Here is a 16,047-nt window from a genome sequence, read left to right as displayed (position 1 = left end):
TAGGGCGAGCATAATGATGTTCACAAATTTAAATGCTTGTCACAGGCTCGTCTGTAACGATAACGGTTGGCTCTTGAAGCAAACCTAATGCTACATCGAATGAGCTGACCAGATTAGGTGAAGTACGTTAGCTGACAGATACAAAAAAGCGCTGTCGAATTACTCAAACAGCGCTTTTAAATCTTAAACGAAAGATGGGTGAAGCATCACAAAATTTGGTTTTGCTTCCATTCGTTTAGCTTTTTCTGGCGGGCTTCTTCTTTTTCCATGCGTGACTTCTTACGGTCACACGGTTCTGGACAGTCACAGGCCTTTTCAATACCTAGTGCACCTAAGCCACCACAGCTTCCAGAGATTGATTTTTTCTGAAAAAGGTAACCTACAGCCATAGCCAGTACCATTGTTAGAAAGAAACCAAAAGCAAGGATAAATGTAGACATTGCTACCCCCTAATTATGAACTGTGACCAGTTTATCAAATTCTGGCGACGCATACTCTTCAAATCCGTCTTCTGTGCGACGAATGAGGAATACAGCAAGTTGTTCTTGCTCAGCAACCGCTATCGCTTGTTCCCACCCCATTACGTTAAACGCGGTGGCTAGACCATCCGACGTCATTGAAGAAGGGTGAATTACTGTAACCGAAACCAGGTTATGAGAAATAGGTTTGCCCGTTGTGGGGTCGATTAGGTGCGAGTAACGAACACCATCTTCTTCGTAATAGTTGCGATAGTCTCCTGATGTAGCGACTGCATTAGTGCCAATAGACACCACTTTCTGAACGGCACGCTCAGTGGTAACTGGCTTTTCAATGGCAATCAGCCACTCACTGCCGTCACCGCGTTCACCTTTCACACGCATTTCACCACCTATTTCTACAAGGTAGTTTTCAATGTTGTGCTTTTCAAGGATCTCTGCCACTTCATCAACGCCAAAACCTTTAGCAATAGTCGACAAGTCGACATAAAGCATTGGGTGACTTTTCTTTAAACCTGTAGGCGTAGTTGACAGCTTCTTATAACCCACATATTCGCGAATATCGTCGATGTCTGTCTGGCTTGGTACTTTTTCAGGGCGCTTAGTTGGGCCGAACCCCCACAAATTAACCAATGGGCCAACGGTAACATCTAGTACTCCGCCACTAAGGTTTGCCAAGCGTAACGCCTCATTAACCACGGTTAGCGTATCTGGCGATACGGCGAAATTGTCGGTATAGCGATATTGGTTAAATCTTGAAAGCTCTGATGTTGGGTCGTAGGTAGACATCATCTTGTTTACCTCAACAAGACGGGCGTCTATTTCAGCCTGTAAGCCTTCCACAGGCGCTTCTTCTACAAGATATTTTATATTGTAGGTTGTGCCCATTGTTTGCCCTTGAAGGTGCACTACAGGCGTTTTTTCGTCGCTACAGCTTGCGAGAAGTAGAATACCTACCGCAACAAAGGCGAGGAATATTCGAATAGCAAATCGAATCACGATGTTGTCCTTAGCTAATATGCACAAAACGGAACGGGTATTATGTGCATTATGCGTTTTGCTTCAACGAAAAAGGGGCTTACGCCCCTTTTAATATGCTTAATTTTTTAAGCGAGTAGCTTAGCCACCGAAGTCATCAAGCATGATGTTTTCGTCCTCAACACCTAAATCTTTAAGCATGTTGATTACGGCCGCGTTCATCATAGGTGGTCCACACATGTAGAACTCACAGTCTTCTGGTGCAGGGTGATCTTTCAAGTAGTTCTCAAGAAGTACTTGGTGAATGAACCCTGTGTAACCTTCCCAGTTGTCCTCTGGCTGAGGATCAGAAAGTGCTACGTGCCACTCAAAGTTATCGTTTTCTGCTGCTAACTCATCGAAGTCTTCTGTATAGAACATTTCACGAAGTGAACGTGCACCGTACCAGAAGCTCATCTTACGCTTAGACTTAAGGCGACGAAGCTGATCGAAGATGTGTGAACGCATTGGGGCCATACCAGCACCACCACCTACGAATACCATTTCGTTGTCAGTTTCTTTCGCGAAGAATTCACCGAATGGACCAGAGATAGTCGCTTTGTCACCTTCTTTCAGGCTCCAAATATACGATGACATTTTACCAGCAGGTAGACTTAGGTTATTAGGTGGCGGCGTAGCAATACGCACGTTCAACATAATAATGCCTTCTTCTTCTGGGTAGTTTGCCATTGAGTATGCACGAATTGTCTCTTCGTCTACTTTAGACTCGATGTCAAAGAAGCCAAAACGCTCCCAGTCACCGCGATACTCTTCAGGAATATCAAAGTCTTTGTACTTAACATGGTGAGCTGGCGCTTCAATCTGAATATAACCACCTGCACGGAAAGGTACGCTTTCACCGTTAGGAATTTTAAGCTTAAGCTCTTTGATGAAGGTTGCTTTGTTATCGTTAGAGATAACTTCACAATCCCACTTCTTAACACCAAATACCGACTCTTCAAGTTCGATTTCCATGTCTTGCTTAATAGCAACCTGACACGAAAGACGACAGCCCTGACGCGCTTCACCTTTAGTGATGTGGTCTAGTTCAGTTGGAAGAATTTCACCGCCACCTGAGTGTACATCTACACGACACTGACCACATGAGCCACCGCCACCACAAGCAGAAGATACGAAGTAACCTGCGTCAGCTAGTGCACCAAGAAGTTTGCCACCCGGTGCAGTTTTGATTGCCTTGTCTGGGTCACCATTGATAGTGATAGTTACATCACCACTTGGTACCAATTTAGACTTGGCAAACATAATGATAAATACTAGCGCCAATACGATGGCAATGAACATGCCGACGCCAAGAAATATTTCTACGTTATTCATTTATATGCTCCCGAGCTCTATTACAGCTGAATACCAGTGAATGACTGGAAGCCAAGTGCCATTAGGCCAGCGATCATGAATACAGAACCAAGACCACGAACACCATCAGGCATATCAGCATACTTCAGCTTTTCACGTACTGCCGCTAGCAATACAATTGCTAGTGCCCAGCCCATACCACTACCAACGCCGTAAACGATGCTTTCAGTGAAGTTGTATTCACGCTGTACCGCAAACGCCACACCACCGAAGATTGCACAGTTAACGGTAATTAGCGGAAGGAAGATACCTAGTGCGTTGTAAAGCGCAGGGAAGAACTTGTCTAAGCTCATCTCTAGAATCTGTACCAACGCCGCGATAACACCGATAAACGTTAGGAAGTTAAGGAAGCTTAGGTCAGCTTCTGGGAAACCTGCCCATGCTAGTGCGCCTGGAGCAAGAATGTTTACATAAATAACTTGGTTAACGGGTACAGAGATACCTAGTACCACGATAACTGCAACACCAAGACCCATAGCAGTCTTAACTTTCTTAGATACCGCTAGGAATGTACACATACCTAAGAAAAGTGATAACGCCATGTTCTCAACGAAAATTGAGCGAACAAATAACGACAAATAATGTTCCATGACTTACTCCTTAGGCTCTACTTGCTCTGGACGGATAGTACGGATAAACCAAATCATACCGCCGATTAAGAAGAATGAGCTGAATGGTAGGATCAACAAACCGTTACCCTGATACCAGCCACCGTTTTGAACCAGTGGAAGGATTTCGAAACCTAAAATAGTACCGAAACCAAATAGCTCTTTAATTGTACCAATTACAACTAGAATGAAAGAGTAACCCAAGCCGTTACCAATACCATCAAGGAAGCTCATTAGAGGTGGGCTCTTCATGGCGTAGGCTTCAGCACGACCCATTACGATACAGTTAGTAATGATAAGACCAACGAATACCGACAGCTGCTTCGATATTTCATACGAATACGCTTTCAGGATTTGGTCAACAACGATTACCAACGACGCAATGATGGTCATCTGGATAATAATTCGAACGCTAGATGGGATCTGGTTACGAATTAGTGAAATAAACAAGTTTGAGAACGCTACAACGCTTGTAAGCGCAAGCGACATTACCAATGCTGTTTCCAGCTTAGTGGTAATTGCCAGTGCTGAACAGATACCCAATACCTGTAGGGCGATCGGGTTGTTGTCCAGGATTGGCCCAAAGAGGGCCTTTTTCATTTCTTTAGTATCTGCCATGAGACTTCCCTTATGAACGCCATGCTTGGTTCTTCAGGAACTGGCCGAAGCCTTGCTCGCCTACCCAGTAACGAATAGTGTTTTCAACACCGTTGCTGGTTAGGGTTGCACCTGAAAGCGCATCGATAGTGTGAGGATTGCTAGGGTTAGCATTTTTCACTACGCGAATAGCAACTTCGCCATTCTCGTAAAGCTCTTTGCCGTCCCATTTGTCCTGCCATGCAGGGTTTTGCACTTCACCACCTAGTCCTGGCGTTTCTTTTTGCTGATAGTAAATAAGCTCGCGAACCGTTTGGCCGTCTGCGTCTACCGCTAAGAAACCGTACATAAGATCCCAAAGGCCGCTGCCGTGCACAGGAAGGATGATACGAGATACATCACCTGCGTCGTCGCGAACTAAGTAAACACTTGCCACGTTAGGGCGGCGTTGAAAACCAACATTACTGTTAGTCACCTTAGTGCTGTACTCAGTTTCTTTGGCTGCTTTATACATATCGTAATCTGGCTTAGGCGCTTCTACGAAAGTACCTTCGTCAAGATTTACATAACGCTGCTCTACTCGCTCGCTGTACGTGCTTTCAATTGCGCTATTGCTCATGCCCATTTCATAAAGGCCTGCAGCATTAAGAATGTTGCTCTTTTTATCTAGAGCTGCGTTTGTTTGTTGTAGAGAGCGAAGGCCAACAGCCGCGCCAGAAACAACAATTGAACAAACTAAACATACGGCAACAACAATACCTACCGTTTTGCCTAAAGATTCTTTCTTAGCCGACACGTGCTACCCTCCGCTTGATATTGCTTTGTGCGACAAAATAGTCGAACAGTGGCGCCCACAAGTTAGCAAATAGAATTGCTAGCATTACACCTTCAGGGAAGGCTGGGTTTAGGACGCGGATTAGTACCGTCATGAAACCAATGAAGATACCGTAAGCCCACTTACCTTGGTTTGTGAACGACGCAGAAACTGGGTCTGTCGCCATAAAGAACATACCAAAAGCAAGACCACCAACAACAAAGTGCCAATGAGCAGGCATTGCAAACATAGGGTTAGTATCGCTGCCGATTAGGTTTAGCAAGGTTGCGAAGAACGCAACACCAATTGCTACACCAGCAACAATGCGCCAGCTTGCTATACGCATGTACATGATGAACAAGCCACCAAGAATAATAGCAAGTGTAGACACCTCACCCGCTGAACCTGAGATAGTACCGATGAAGCTGTTCATCCACTGATCCATGTTCGCGTAATCAAGGTTGCCTGAAGCCGCTTGGCTTAGAGACGTTGCACCAGAATAACCATCTGCCGCTACCCATACTTGGTCACCTGAAATCTGCGCAGGATACGCAAAGTAAAGGAATGCACGACCAGACAATGCTGGGTTAAGGAAGTTACGACCTGTACCACCGAATACTTCTTTAGCAATTACAACACCGAAGGTAATACCTAGTGCAACTTGCCATAGAGGAATAGTAGCTGGAAGTGTTAATGCGAACAGTACCGATGTAACGAAGAAACCTTCGTTAACTTCGTGCTTACGCACAGACGCGAACAATACTTCCCAGAAACCACCTACCGCGAACGTTACCGCGTAGATTGGCAGCCAGAAACATGCGCCATAGAAGAATAGACCTAGTGTACCCGCATTTACTAAGTCACCGCCAAGGGCAGCGAATAGACCTGCTTGCCACGTATCAGGTAGTGTTCCTGCGCCAGCAGCAATAGCTTCTTGCGCTTGGAAACCAATGTTATACATACCGAAGAACATAGCTGGGAATGTTGCCATCCATACCATGATCATGATGCGCTTAAGGTCAATGCTGTCACGCACGTGCGTGTTAGCTTTGTTTACTTTACCTGGGGTGTAGAAAATGGTCGCCGCAGCTTCGTAAAGCGCATACCACTTTTCATGCTTACCACCTGGTTCGAAGTTTGGTTCGATTTTTTCTAAATACGCTTTTAAACCCATGACTTAACCCTCTTTCTCTATCGTGGTCAAACAGTCGCGTAAGATAGGAGCGTAGTTATATTTGCCAGGGCATACATAAGTACACAATGCCAAATCTTCTTCGTCCAGCTCTAAGCAACCCAACGTCTGAGCACCGTCAGTATCACCAGAAATCAGGTCCCTAAGCAGAAGCGTAGGAATGATATCTAGGGGCATAACGCGTTCGTAATTACCAATTGGAACCATAGAACGTTCAGAACCATTGGTAGTTGTTGTCATATCAAATTTCTTGCTGCCACTTAGGTGACCTAAGTAAGCACGTGTCACAGAGTGTTGGTTTGAACCAGGTAGGATCCAACCGAACAATTTCTTCTCGCGACCTTCTTTTAGTAGTGAAACTTGGGTGTGGAAACGACCAAGGAAGCCGTGAACGCCCATCGCTGTCGTACCGTTAAGTACAGAACCAGAGATAACACGTACTTCACCGTCTACTTGCTCGTTAGCAGTAAGCTCGGTCAAGTCTGCGCCTATTACAGTGCGCACTAGGCGTGGGTTGGTTGCTGCAGGACCTGCAAGAGAAATAACACGACGGTTATCTAGCTCGCCAGAGGTCAACAATGCACCAATTGCCATTACGTCTTGGTAGTTGATGTGCCAAACCGTTTTGTTCATGCCAGCAGAATCAAGGAAGTGGATGTGAGTACCCGGTAGGCCCGCAGGGTGAGGACCGCCAAATTCTTCAACATCAACTGCCGCATCGCCAGTAGCAACAGAAGCACCTGCCGCTTTACAAACGTAAGTCTTGCCGCCGCTCAATTGCGTTAACGCTTTAAGACCATTTACGAAATCGTCTTGGCGCTCAGCAATAATCACAGCAGGATCTGCTGCTAGTGGATTGGTATCCATTGCTGTAACAAAAATTGAACTTGGAACAGAGTCTAGCTTAGGAGATTTGCTAAATGGACGTGTACGGAACGCTGTCCACATGCCTGACTCTACAAGGATTGACTGAAGCTGCTCACGTGAAGCGCTCGCGATCTGGTCAGCTGCAATTTTATCAAAAGTTACAGCATCGCTGCCGTTCACTTTGATAACTACAGACTGAAGAACACGTTTTGCACCACGGTTAACCTCTACCACTTCACCCGCTGCTGGGGCAGTGAATTTAACGCCAGGGTTCTTTTTGTCTTCAAAAAGCACCTGACCTTTCTTCACTACATCGCCAACTTGGACGTGCATGGTAGGGCGCATACCCACATATTCTTCTCCCAGAATGGCAACGCGCGTTGCAGCAGATGCATCAGCAATCTCCTGCTTTGGCGCTCCCTCAATTGGGAGGTCGAGACCTTTCTTGATTTTTATCATATGTAATCGCACTACTCTAATAGAAATACCCTTTTGCATGACCGCAGAAAACCTGCCTGTCAGCATGCAAAAGCGCACTATTAACAGGTGTAGAACACCTTTTCGTTGTTGATTGATGGAACTTGCTGCAATTGCTACGGTCAGCCTGTTATGAAGCCGTAACGCATAATTCCTTTTGCGGACGCTTAATTCGCCCTTTCTTTATAGACCACCAGCAGAAATTTACACTTTTTATTATTGTTGTGTAGCTGCAATCGCCACTGCTGTTTTGGTAGAGGCAGAAAAGACCCCTACTTAATTTCGGGATTTTAGCATTAACCCATACGTTTGTGCCACGCTAATTCAAGATAAAGGCAAATTTTTCTACAATTTAATGTAAACCTTTGGTCTTATTCATTTACATTTTTGCTCTCTACCCCAAATATCGACTTAAAATTTGGTACAAAAAAGCCGTCAAATCAGACGGCTTTTACGCATATTAGCATTAGGTTAATTAATGGTAAGTTTAGGTATTACCAATTAACCATTGGGTCAACTTCGCTGTCGTAATCAACACTTGAAATGTCAAAACCGAATAGCTTCAAGAATTCATGGTTGTAACCTTTGTAGTCACTTAAGTCATGAAAGTTCTCTTGTGTCACCTGGTCCCATAGCGCTTTAATTTTGGCTTGGGTAGCATCGTTAGTTTCTTTTCCATCCATGCGATAACGATTTGCTTCGTCCAACGTTGGCGTGTCGCCAAACAGGCACTGAGTGAACAAGCCATAAATCTGTTCAATACACCCTTCATGCGTCCCTTCCTCTTTCATCACTTTGTAAATAAGTGAAATATACAGAGGCATTACAGGAATAGCCGAGCTTGCTTGCGTTACCAAAGCTTTTAATGAACTTACGTTCGCCTGTACATACAGGTCGCTGTTTTTACCAATAATGGCCGCAGCGGCGCGATCCAGGTCTTCCTTCGCTTTTCCAATAGTCGCCTGACCATAAATAGGCCATGTTAGTTCTTTACCGATATAGGTATATGCGGTGGTTTTACAGCCTTCAGCAAGTACGTCGGCCTCGCGTAAAAAGTCCATCCAACGCTCCCAGTCTTCCCCACCCATAACTTTAATGGTGTTAAGGATCTCTTCGTCGTTGGCTGGCTCTAGCGATACCTCATGTACTTTGTCTTTATCAGTATCATAAGTTTTTGTGGTGTACGCCTGCCCTACTGGCTTAAGCGTAGACTTGTATGTGACACCTGTTTCTGGGTCAGTTCTGCGTGGGGAAGCAAGGCTATAAATAACCAGGTCGACCTTGCCCATTTCCGCTTTAATCTTTTCGATAGCTTCATTTTTGATTTCATCAGAAAAAGCATCGCCATTAATGGTCTCTGCATACAAGCCCTTTGCTTTGGCTGTTTCATGGAATGCAGCGGTGTTGTACCAACCCGCAGTACCTGTTTTGCGTTCTGTTGGTGCTTTTTCAAAGCATACACCTAGCGTTTTTGCGCCATAGCCAAATGCAGAGGTAATGCGCGACGCTAAGCCGTAGCCCGTTGAGCTACCAATAACCAGTACATTTTTAGGGCCTTCGCCTAAGTCACCTTTTGCTTCTACATAAGCAATTTGTTCTTCAACCGCTTTTGCACAGCCTACCGGGTGCGCGTTTGTACAAATGAAGCCTCTCACTTTAGGCTTGATAACCATAATAATTTTCCTTATTTGAGCGTGGGGCTATTGTAATGCCGAAGCCACTGATAACAACTCGGAGCAGATGAAACCTAGCATATCGCAAACGCAAGGCGACACCAATGAAACAACGTACCAAATTGAGGTTTGCTTTGTATTTAAGAGAAAAGACAGAGAAGAAAAGAGAAAGAAACTTTAGGCCATAACGCTAAACTTAGCGAAGTGCGGGCTAATATTTAAAGTGCTATGAACTATGAATAAGAAGAGATGGAACACAGGTGTACAGAACTGCACACCTGTGAACAACACATTAACCTAGAACGTCAAGTAGCTCTACGTCAAAGATAAGCGTGCTGTATGGTGCAATAGCTGCACCCGCGCCTTGCTCACCGTAAGCAAGATCGTGTGGCACGTATAGGCGATACTTAGCACCTACTTTCATAAGCTGTAGTGCTTCAGTCCAACCTTTAATTACGCCGCCTACTGGGAATTCAGCTGGCTGGCCACGCTCGTAAGAGCTGTCGAATGTAGTACCGTTGATAAGCGTACCGTGGTAGTGAACGCGTACTGTGCTAGATGCAACCGGTGTTTCACCGTCACCTTCAGCAATTACTTCGTACTGAAGACCAGATTCAGTTACGGTTACTTCGTCACGCTTCGCGTTTTCTTCAAGGTACTTTGTGCCTTCTTCAATAACCGCTTTGCTCGCTTCTTCTTTAGCCGCTTGCATACGCTTGTGAATTTCGCCAAACGCATCACGTAGTGTGTCGTTATCAACCTGAGGTGCTTGACCTGCGAAGGCGTCTTTTAGGCCAGCTACAACAGCATCAATCGCTAGTCCGTCAAACGGATTTGATTGTAATTGTTGACCCATTTGAAAACCAATGCCGTAACTTGCTTGGGTTTCTACTGTATTGAATGTATCAGTCACAAGAACTCCTGAAATTAAATTACAAATGCAGTACAAATTTCAAACAAAACGCATAGCGCGAGAATGTTTCTGCATTTTCCGGTGCAAGAGTGTATCACACCACAAAATATCTTGCTTTGAGCAATGTTAACTAGGGTGCAAAAGTATCAAAATGTTGTAAATTATAACCGAAAGTGGTTAGACAAGTCGCAAAGGACACAGTATGGTTAAGGCCATATATTTAGGAGGATAGCATGCAAACACACTACGATGCTGAACTGAAAGATACCGTTCGATACCTAGGTAAAACCTTGGGTGAAACAATCAAAAATCAATTGGGTCAAGAGTGGCTAGACCGTATTGAAAAGATTCGTAAAGGCGGCCGAGCTTCTTATCAGGGAGACGCTACGTGTAGCGAAGAACTGAAAGAAACTTTCAAAACAATGTCTGACAGCGATTTGCTTACTGTTGGCCGTGCATTCGCACAATTCTTGAACTTAGGCAATATTGCTGAGCAAGAATACAACGCAGCAATGAACGTTGATGCGTCGATAGATGCACTATTTAAGCACCTAGATAAAGCTGATTTGACAGCTGAAAAAGTACAAGATGCAGTAGCAAAGCTAAACATTGACCTTGTACTTACCGCGCACCCGACTGAGGTTACGCGACGTACACTTATTCACAAACATAAAGAGTTGGCGAACTGCCTTCAGGCAATTCACCAGGAATCGCTTAATGATGTTGAGCGTAAGAAAATTGAAACCCGCATAGCTGACCTTATTGCGCAGGCTTGGCACACCGAAGAAATTCGTTCGGTAAGACCTACGCCGGTTGACGAAGCTCGCTGGGGTTTTTCTGTTATCGAAAATTCACTGTGGGAAGCAGTGCCTGACTTCATGCGCGAACTTGATGACCGCCTGAATGAAGATTATGACGTATCACTGCCACTAGATGCGTCACCCGTTCAGTTTAGCTCTTGGATGGGCGGCGACAGAGACGGCAACCCATTTGTAACGTCAAAAGTGACTGAGCAAGTTCTATTGCTTGCTAGAAAACGTGCAGCCAAGCTTTTCGCTATTGATCTTGATCGCTTGCAAGTTGAGCTTTCAATGTACGACTGCAACGACGCGTTGCGCGAGAAAGTGGGCGACGCCAACGAGCCGTACCGCGCCCTACTGCGTCCACTTGTCGATAAATTCATCGCTACCCGCGATGGCATTAGCGACTACCTAGCAGGTAAAAACCCAGATACTTCAAATTGGGTTGAAAGTGATGATGAGCTAATTGAGCCACTGATGCTTTGCTATCAGTCACTGTTAGACTGCGGTATGCAAGTAGTTGCCAACGGCCTATTGCTAGACACTATTCGCCGTGCACGAGTATTCGGCATTCATCTTTTGCGCCTCGACGTACGTCAGGATTCTGAGCGTCATGCCGACGTCTTTAGCGAACTAACACGCTATCTTGGTCTTGGTGACTACGCACAGTGGAGCGAAGCAGATAAACAAGCGTTCCTATTACGCGAGCTAGGCTCAAAGCGCCCGCTATTCCCCGCTCATTGGGATGCGTCTGAAGAAGTGAAAGAAGTGCTGGATACCTGTAAGGTAATTGCAAAGCACAGCAAACACGGCTTTGGTATTTACATAATCTCTATGGCAAGTGAGCCATCAGACGTCATGGCCGTACAGCTTCTACTTCAAGAAAGTGGTGTAGATTGGCCAATGCCAGTGGCGCCATTATTCGAAACGCTAGACGATTTGAACAACTCGCCTGACGTAATGCGCAAACTTCTGTCTATCGACTGGTATCGCGGTTACGTAAAAGGTCGTCAGTTCGTCATGATTGGTTACTCAGACTCAGCTAAAGATGCAGGTGCACTTGCCGCAGGTTGGGCGCAATATCAATCACAAGAAGCCTTAGTTGCCATTGCTGATGAGTTTGACGTGAGCTTGACCTTATTCCACGGCCGTGGCGGTACGATTGGTCGCGGTGGCTTGCCAGCGCATGCTGCTATTTATTCTCAGCCTCCTGGCTCACTGGACGGCGGCTTCCGCGTAACAGAACAAGGCGAAACTATTCGCTATAAATTCGGTATGCCTAAGCTGGCTAAACGCAGCCTAGGTATTTACGCCAGCGCCATAATTGAAGCCATGTTATTCCCGCCTCCGGCGCCTAAAGAAGAATGGCGAGAGCTAATTACTGCAATGGCAGCCCAAGGTCGTGACAACTACCGTGCAACCGTGCGTCACGATAAAGAGTTTGTACCTTACTTCCGTGTAGCAACGCCAGAGCAAGAGTTAGGCAAATTGCCATTGGGTAGCCGCCCGGCGAAGCGTAAGCCACAAGGTGGTATTGAAAGCCTACGCGCTATCCCATGGATATTTGCTTGGGCACAAACCCGTTTGGTGCTACCAAGCTGGCTAGGCGTTATGCGTGCTATTGATAGCGTGAAAACCCCGGAAAACGAAAAAGTGGTTAACGAGATGTTCAGCGAATGGCCGTTCTATCGTTCACGTCTTTCAATGCTAGACATGGTGTTCCATAAAGCCGATCCGCGTATCAGTGAAGCTTATGATGAGCGCTTGGTACCAAAAGAGCTTAAACACTTTGGTGAAGCTCTACGTGCCGAGCTTAAAGAGAGCATCTCGTCGCTACTGGCTATTACTGGCGAAGACGACATTATGAAGAACGATCCGCAGGGTAAGGAGTCGATGGAGATCCGCGCAGCATATCTTCAGCCCCTTCATTACCTGCAAATTGAGCTATTAGATCGTATTCGTAAAGCGGGTGACGATGCACAGAACACCAGCCTAGAGCGTGCCATGATGGTCACCATCGCGGGTATCGCAATTGGTATGCGTAACACGGGCTAAGTAAGCTAACCCTATAAACCAAAAAAGCCCGCTTCGTTTTACGTAGCGGGCTTTTTTATTATTACTATGTACATGAGCTAACCATGCTTTGCAATCGGTAAAGGGAAGTGCATCGCCTTTAAGGGTTAATACTTTGGCAGTTGAGCGCGTGCAGTGTCTGCTAATGGTTTGGTATTGCTTGTAGCCGCAACAGTATGGCGTTTGAAAAGGATAAAAGAGCGATAAAAAGTAAAGTAATTCGTTTTAAAAGACTCATAACACATCCTTGTTGAATTCAAATAAAAAACAGTCAGAATGGAGGTGGTAAATAACGAAGACGTAAACGACTTAACAAAATACGGACCTGATTAGTAACAAAATTTGTCGTTGTGCATTGAATTAAACAGCCATTCACCAAACAGATTTGTGCTTTTAGACGAAAGCAAGCGTTACTCCTCTTTTTTCGACTCGTATCTATTTAACCAAGGAAGTTTTGTGCAAGAATCAAGGAAGCTAGAAGACTATTTGATCGAAAGACCCAAACCGAGTGGAATTGACGTTGTATGTAGCCTACAGCATTTTGCAATTATCACTTACGCAGTGCCAGCTAAGCGATTTGAAGGAATTTTCCCCGAGAGGTTTCAACTCGACACTATTGAAAGAAATGGTCAAGAGCTTGGGCTCATATCCGTAGTACCTTTTATCGACGTTGATTTCACTTCCGCCGTGTTCCCTTTCCCTAAATTTACGATGGGACAAACCAATTATCGCATTTACATCATCGATAAAGAAACGGGTGAGCGTTGTGTCTGGTTTCTTGGTACTACGCTAGATTCTTGGACGCTAGCCGTTCCCCGATACGTTTGGAACCTGCCGTGGCATTCGGGAAGGGTTCGTTTTGATTGTGAGCAAGACAAAGAGAGTGGTCTCTATAACAAGTATCGAATGAATACCGTTTCTGATTGGGCCCCTGCGTCGGTAGACTTAGTGCAAGGTGAAAGTGACAAGCTTAGTTTCCCGGGCTTTCCCGACGTAGAATCTGCTTTAGTTTATTTAACCCACCCTCTCGCAGGCTTTTATTATCGAAGTGATAACAAACTGGGGACTTATCGCGTCTGGCATAAAGAACTAGCTGTTAAACCCGCTAAACTTGTATCTGCGAGTTTCAAGCTTTTATCTGATCTCGACATTGTTAGAGAGTCAGAACAACATTCGCCTTACAGCGTCCTGATAGAACCCATCAATGAGTTTACTATTTACTTGCCACCGACTGTCATTAAATAACGCGAAGAGCTTATAAGCTCCTGTACCAAGGATGTCGCGACGCAGCCTGCAAAGATGCAACAAAAAAGGCCGGATACGTAAGGTGGTAACAGAAACACTTCTTTTTAGAGAAATGAGAGCTAATAAAATTTCATCTTGGTGCAAGGACTGGAAAGGCGATTGAAATGTAGGCTCTCCACCGCAGGGATGCGGTGGCGAAGCCTACATGGACGTATTCACGGCGGGTCTACGTTTTGATTGCCTTTTCAGGCTTCCCCGCCAATAGCGCTATTAGCCGTTTACGAAGTCAACGCCTAGCTTGATGTCGCCACGTAGGCCTTCAAGCATGTCGTTTTTCGCTTTTTCTTCAAATGCGCTTAGCTCGCCGTATGGCAAGATTTCTTCAACACCGTTTGCGCCTAGGCGAACTGGGTGTGCAAAGAATGCTGCGTCTTCGCTGTCGTCAGTTTGTACATAAGTGTACTCAACCACGTTCTCACCTTGCATTGCTGCAACTAGTGATAGACAGAAGCGTGCTGCTGCTTGACCCATTGATAGGGTTGCAGAGCCACCGCCCGCTTTAGCTTCAACAACTTCAGTACCCGCGTTTTGGATACGAGTAGTTAGGCTAGCAACTTCTTCGTCTGTGAACTCTACACCTTCAACTTGTGAAAGTAGAGGAAGGATAGTTGTACCAGAGTGACCACCGATTACCGGTACGTGCACAGAAGATACGTCTACACCTTTAAGTTCAGCAACAAACGTTTCAGCACGGATAACGTCTAGTGTCGTTACACCGAATAGCTTGTTCTTATCGTAAACGCCTTTTGCTTTAAGCGTTTCAGCTGCAATAGCAACAGTAGTGTTAACTGGGTTAGTGATGATACCAACACACGCGTTCGGGCAGTTATCAGCTACACCTTCGATTAGGTTTTTAACAATGCCGGCGTTGATGTTGAATAGATCAGAACGATCCATACCTGGCTTACGAGGCATACCCGCTGGAATTAGAACAACGTCTGCTCCAGTTAGTGCATCAGCTAGGTCATCTTTACCGTGACCGGTTACTTTTACCGCAGTGGGGATGTGGCTCAAATCAACGGCAACACCAGGAACAACTGGCGCTACGTCGTAAAGCGCTAAATCTGAACCTGCTGGCAATTGTGTTTTCAACAACAAAGACAGCGCCTGACCAATACCACCGGCAGCACCTAACACGGCTACTTTCATACCATTTCTCCTATGGGATTACTTCACGTATTTAAACGGAACGTCACACTAATGCAACGCGGGGGAAAACTCAATCACCGGATCGTCTTATTAACGTTATTTATGGCGATTTTATCTCGATATTCATTATCATGAATGATTATGCAAAGAAATTGCGCAAAGTCTACCTGTGCGGCACAATATACGCATACTAAATACAATTCCTAACGATAACCCTCAAAAAAGAAAAGAGCGCTAATGGCAAACGCAAAGCAAGAGCTACTCATCAAAGCTTTTAAAGAAATTCTTAAAGCAGAAAGTTACGGTTCACAGGGCGAAATTGTTGATGCATTAAAAGCACAAGGTTTTGACAACATCAGTCAATCTAAAATTTCTAGAATGTTAAGCAAGTTCGGCGCGGTCCGTACGCGAAATGCCCGGGGAGACATGGTGTACTGCTTGCCTCCAGAGTTAGGTATGCCAACTGCGAAAAGCCCTCTGAAACAGCTGGTTCTTGATATCGTTCATAACAATGTGATGGTGATTATTAGAACAAGCCCAGGAGCGGCACAGCTTATCGCGCGCCTTCTCGACTCTCTAAGTAAGAAAGACGGTGTTTTGGGTACGATTGCAGGTGACGACACAATTTTCATCGCACCAGCTGATGTTGCTAGAATTGAAGAACTAAGGCAGCGTGTCGAGGATCTGTTCGAAAACGTTTAGTTCATAAAAC

The 16,047-nt window shown here is 45.4% G+C and carries 14 protein-coding genes; 3 read left to right on the top strand and 11 right to left on the bottom strand.

The features are described from left to right. Positions 1 to 206 precede the first annotated feature (206 nt). The 10 genes from nqrM to BGK61_RS12980 form a co-directional block, all read right to left on the bottom strand. Positions 207 to 440 carry a (Na+)-NQR maturation NqrM gene (nqrM, locus tag BGK61_RS13025; protein ID WP_014950791.1) on the bottom strand — a complete coding sequence of 78 codons (234 nt, stop codon included), beginning with the start codon at positions 438 to 440 and terminating at the stop codon, positions 207 to 209. Between the two features lie 9 nt (positions 441 to 449). Further along, on the bottom strand, positions 450 to 1,475 hold the full coding sequence (locus BGK61_RS13020) for an FAD:protein FMN transferase (RefSeq protein WP_076012405.1): 1,026 nt from the start codon (positions 1,473 to 1,475) through the stop codon (positions 450 to 452). A 120-nt stretch (positions 1,476 to 1,595) separates the two neighbouring features. Beyond that, positions 1,596 to 2,828, bottom strand: coding sequence for an NADH:ubiquinone reductase (Na(+)-transporting) subunit F (gene nqrF, locus BGK61_RS13015; protein WP_014999628.1), 1,233 nt, complete (start codon positions 2,826 to 2,828; stop codon positions 1,596 to 1,598). A 20-nt stretch (positions 2,829 to 2,848) separates the two neighbouring features. Beyond that, positions 2,849 to 3,457 (bottom strand): NADH:ubiquinone reductase (Na(+)-transporting) subunit E, encoded by a 609-nt coding sequence (gene nqrE / locus BGK61_RS13010; RefSeq protein ID WP_014950794.1) that lies wholly within the window; start codon positions 3,455 to 3,457, stop codon positions 2,849 to 2,851. A 3-nt stretch (positions 3,458 to 3,460) separates the two neighbouring features. Beyond that, the gene (locus BGK61_RS13005; RefSeq protein ID WP_014999629.1) at positions 3,461 to 4,093 is read right to left on the bottom strand and encodes an NADH:ubiquinone reductase (Na(+)-transporting) subunit D; all 633 of its coding nucleotides are present in this window, start codon (positions 4,091 to 4,093) and stop codon (positions 3,461 to 3,463) included. Between the two features lie 10 nt (positions 4,094 to 4,103). Further along, positions 4,104 to 4,868 (bottom strand): Na(+)-translocating NADH-quinone reductase subunit C, encoded by a 765-nt coding sequence (locus BGK61_RS13000; protein ID WP_014977464.1) that lies wholly within the window; start codon positions 4,866 to 4,868, stop codon positions 4,104 to 4,106. Then, entirely contained in the window at positions 4,858 to 6,060 is a 1,203-nt protein-coding gene (locus BGK61_RS12995) for an NADH:ubiquinone reductase (Na(+)-transporting) subunit B (protein WP_014999630.1), read from the bottom strand. The genes BGK61_RS13000 and BGK61_RS12995 overlap by 11 nt, the downstream gene beginning before the upstream one ends. 3 nt (positions 6,061 to 6,063) lie before the next feature. After that, positions 6,064 to 7,404 (bottom strand): Na(+)-translocating NADH-quinone reductase subunit A, encoded by a 1,341-nt coding sequence (locus tag BGK61_RS12990; RefSeq protein WP_014999631.1) that lies wholly within the window; start codon positions 7,402 to 7,404, stop codon positions 6,064 to 6,066. A gap of 512 nt (positions 7,405 to 7,916) precedes the next feature. After that, positions 7,917 to 9,095, bottom strand: coding sequence for an enoyl-ACP reductase FabV (gene fabV / locus BGK61_RS12985; protein WP_076012406.1), 1,179 nt, complete (start codon positions 9,093 to 9,095; stop codon positions 7,917 to 7,919). A 292-nt stretch (positions 9,096 to 9,387) separates the two neighbouring features. Next, complete coding sequence (locus tag BGK61_RS12980) at positions 9,388 to 10,008, bottom strand: BamJ family beta-barrel-assembly machinery protein (RefSeq protein WP_014999633.1); 621 nt, start codon at positions 10,006 to 10,008, stop codon at positions 9,388 to 9,390. A 233-nt stretch (positions 10,009 to 10,241) separates the two neighbouring features. Between BGK61_RS12980 and ppc the strand changes: the two genes are divergently transcribed. Beyond that, entirely contained in the window at positions 10,242 to 12,863 is a 2,622-nt protein-coding gene (gene ppc, locus BGK61_RS12975) for a phosphoenolpyruvate carboxylase (RefSeq protein ID WP_076026087.1), read from the top strand. A gap of 474 nt (positions 12,864 to 13,337) precedes the next feature. Continuing rightward, positions 13,338 to 14,126 (top strand): DUF2071 domain-containing protein, encoded by a 789-nt coding sequence (locus BGK61_RS12970; RefSeq protein ID WP_076012116.1) that lies wholly within the window; start codon positions 13,338 to 13,340, stop codon positions 14,124 to 14,126. 270 nt (positions 14,127 to 14,396) lie between these two features. On the opposite strand, the gene mdh is transcribed toward BGK61_RS12970, so the two are convergent. Continuing rightward, entirely contained in the window at positions 14,397 to 15,335 is a 939-nt protein-coding gene (gene mdh / locus BGK61_RS12965) for a malate dehydrogenase (protein WP_014999636.1), read from the bottom strand. 237 nt (positions 15,336 to 15,572) lie between these two features. Between mdh and argR the strand changes: the two genes are divergently transcribed. Beyond that, entirely contained in the window at positions 15,573 to 16,037 is a 465-nt protein-coding gene (argR, locus tag BGK61_RS12960) for a transcriptional regulator ArgR (RefSeq protein WP_014999637.1), read from the top strand. Positions 16,038 to 16,047: the final 10 nt, after the last annotated feature.

The organism is Alteromonas abrolhosensis (assembly GCF_001953635.1).
In the GTDB taxonomy this organism is placed as follows: domain Bacteria; phylum Pseudomonadota; class Gammaproteobacteria; order Enterobacterales; family Alteromonadaceae; genus Alteromonas; species Alteromonas abrolhosensis.
This window is presented reverse-complemented; position numbering and strand designations above follow the sequence as displayed.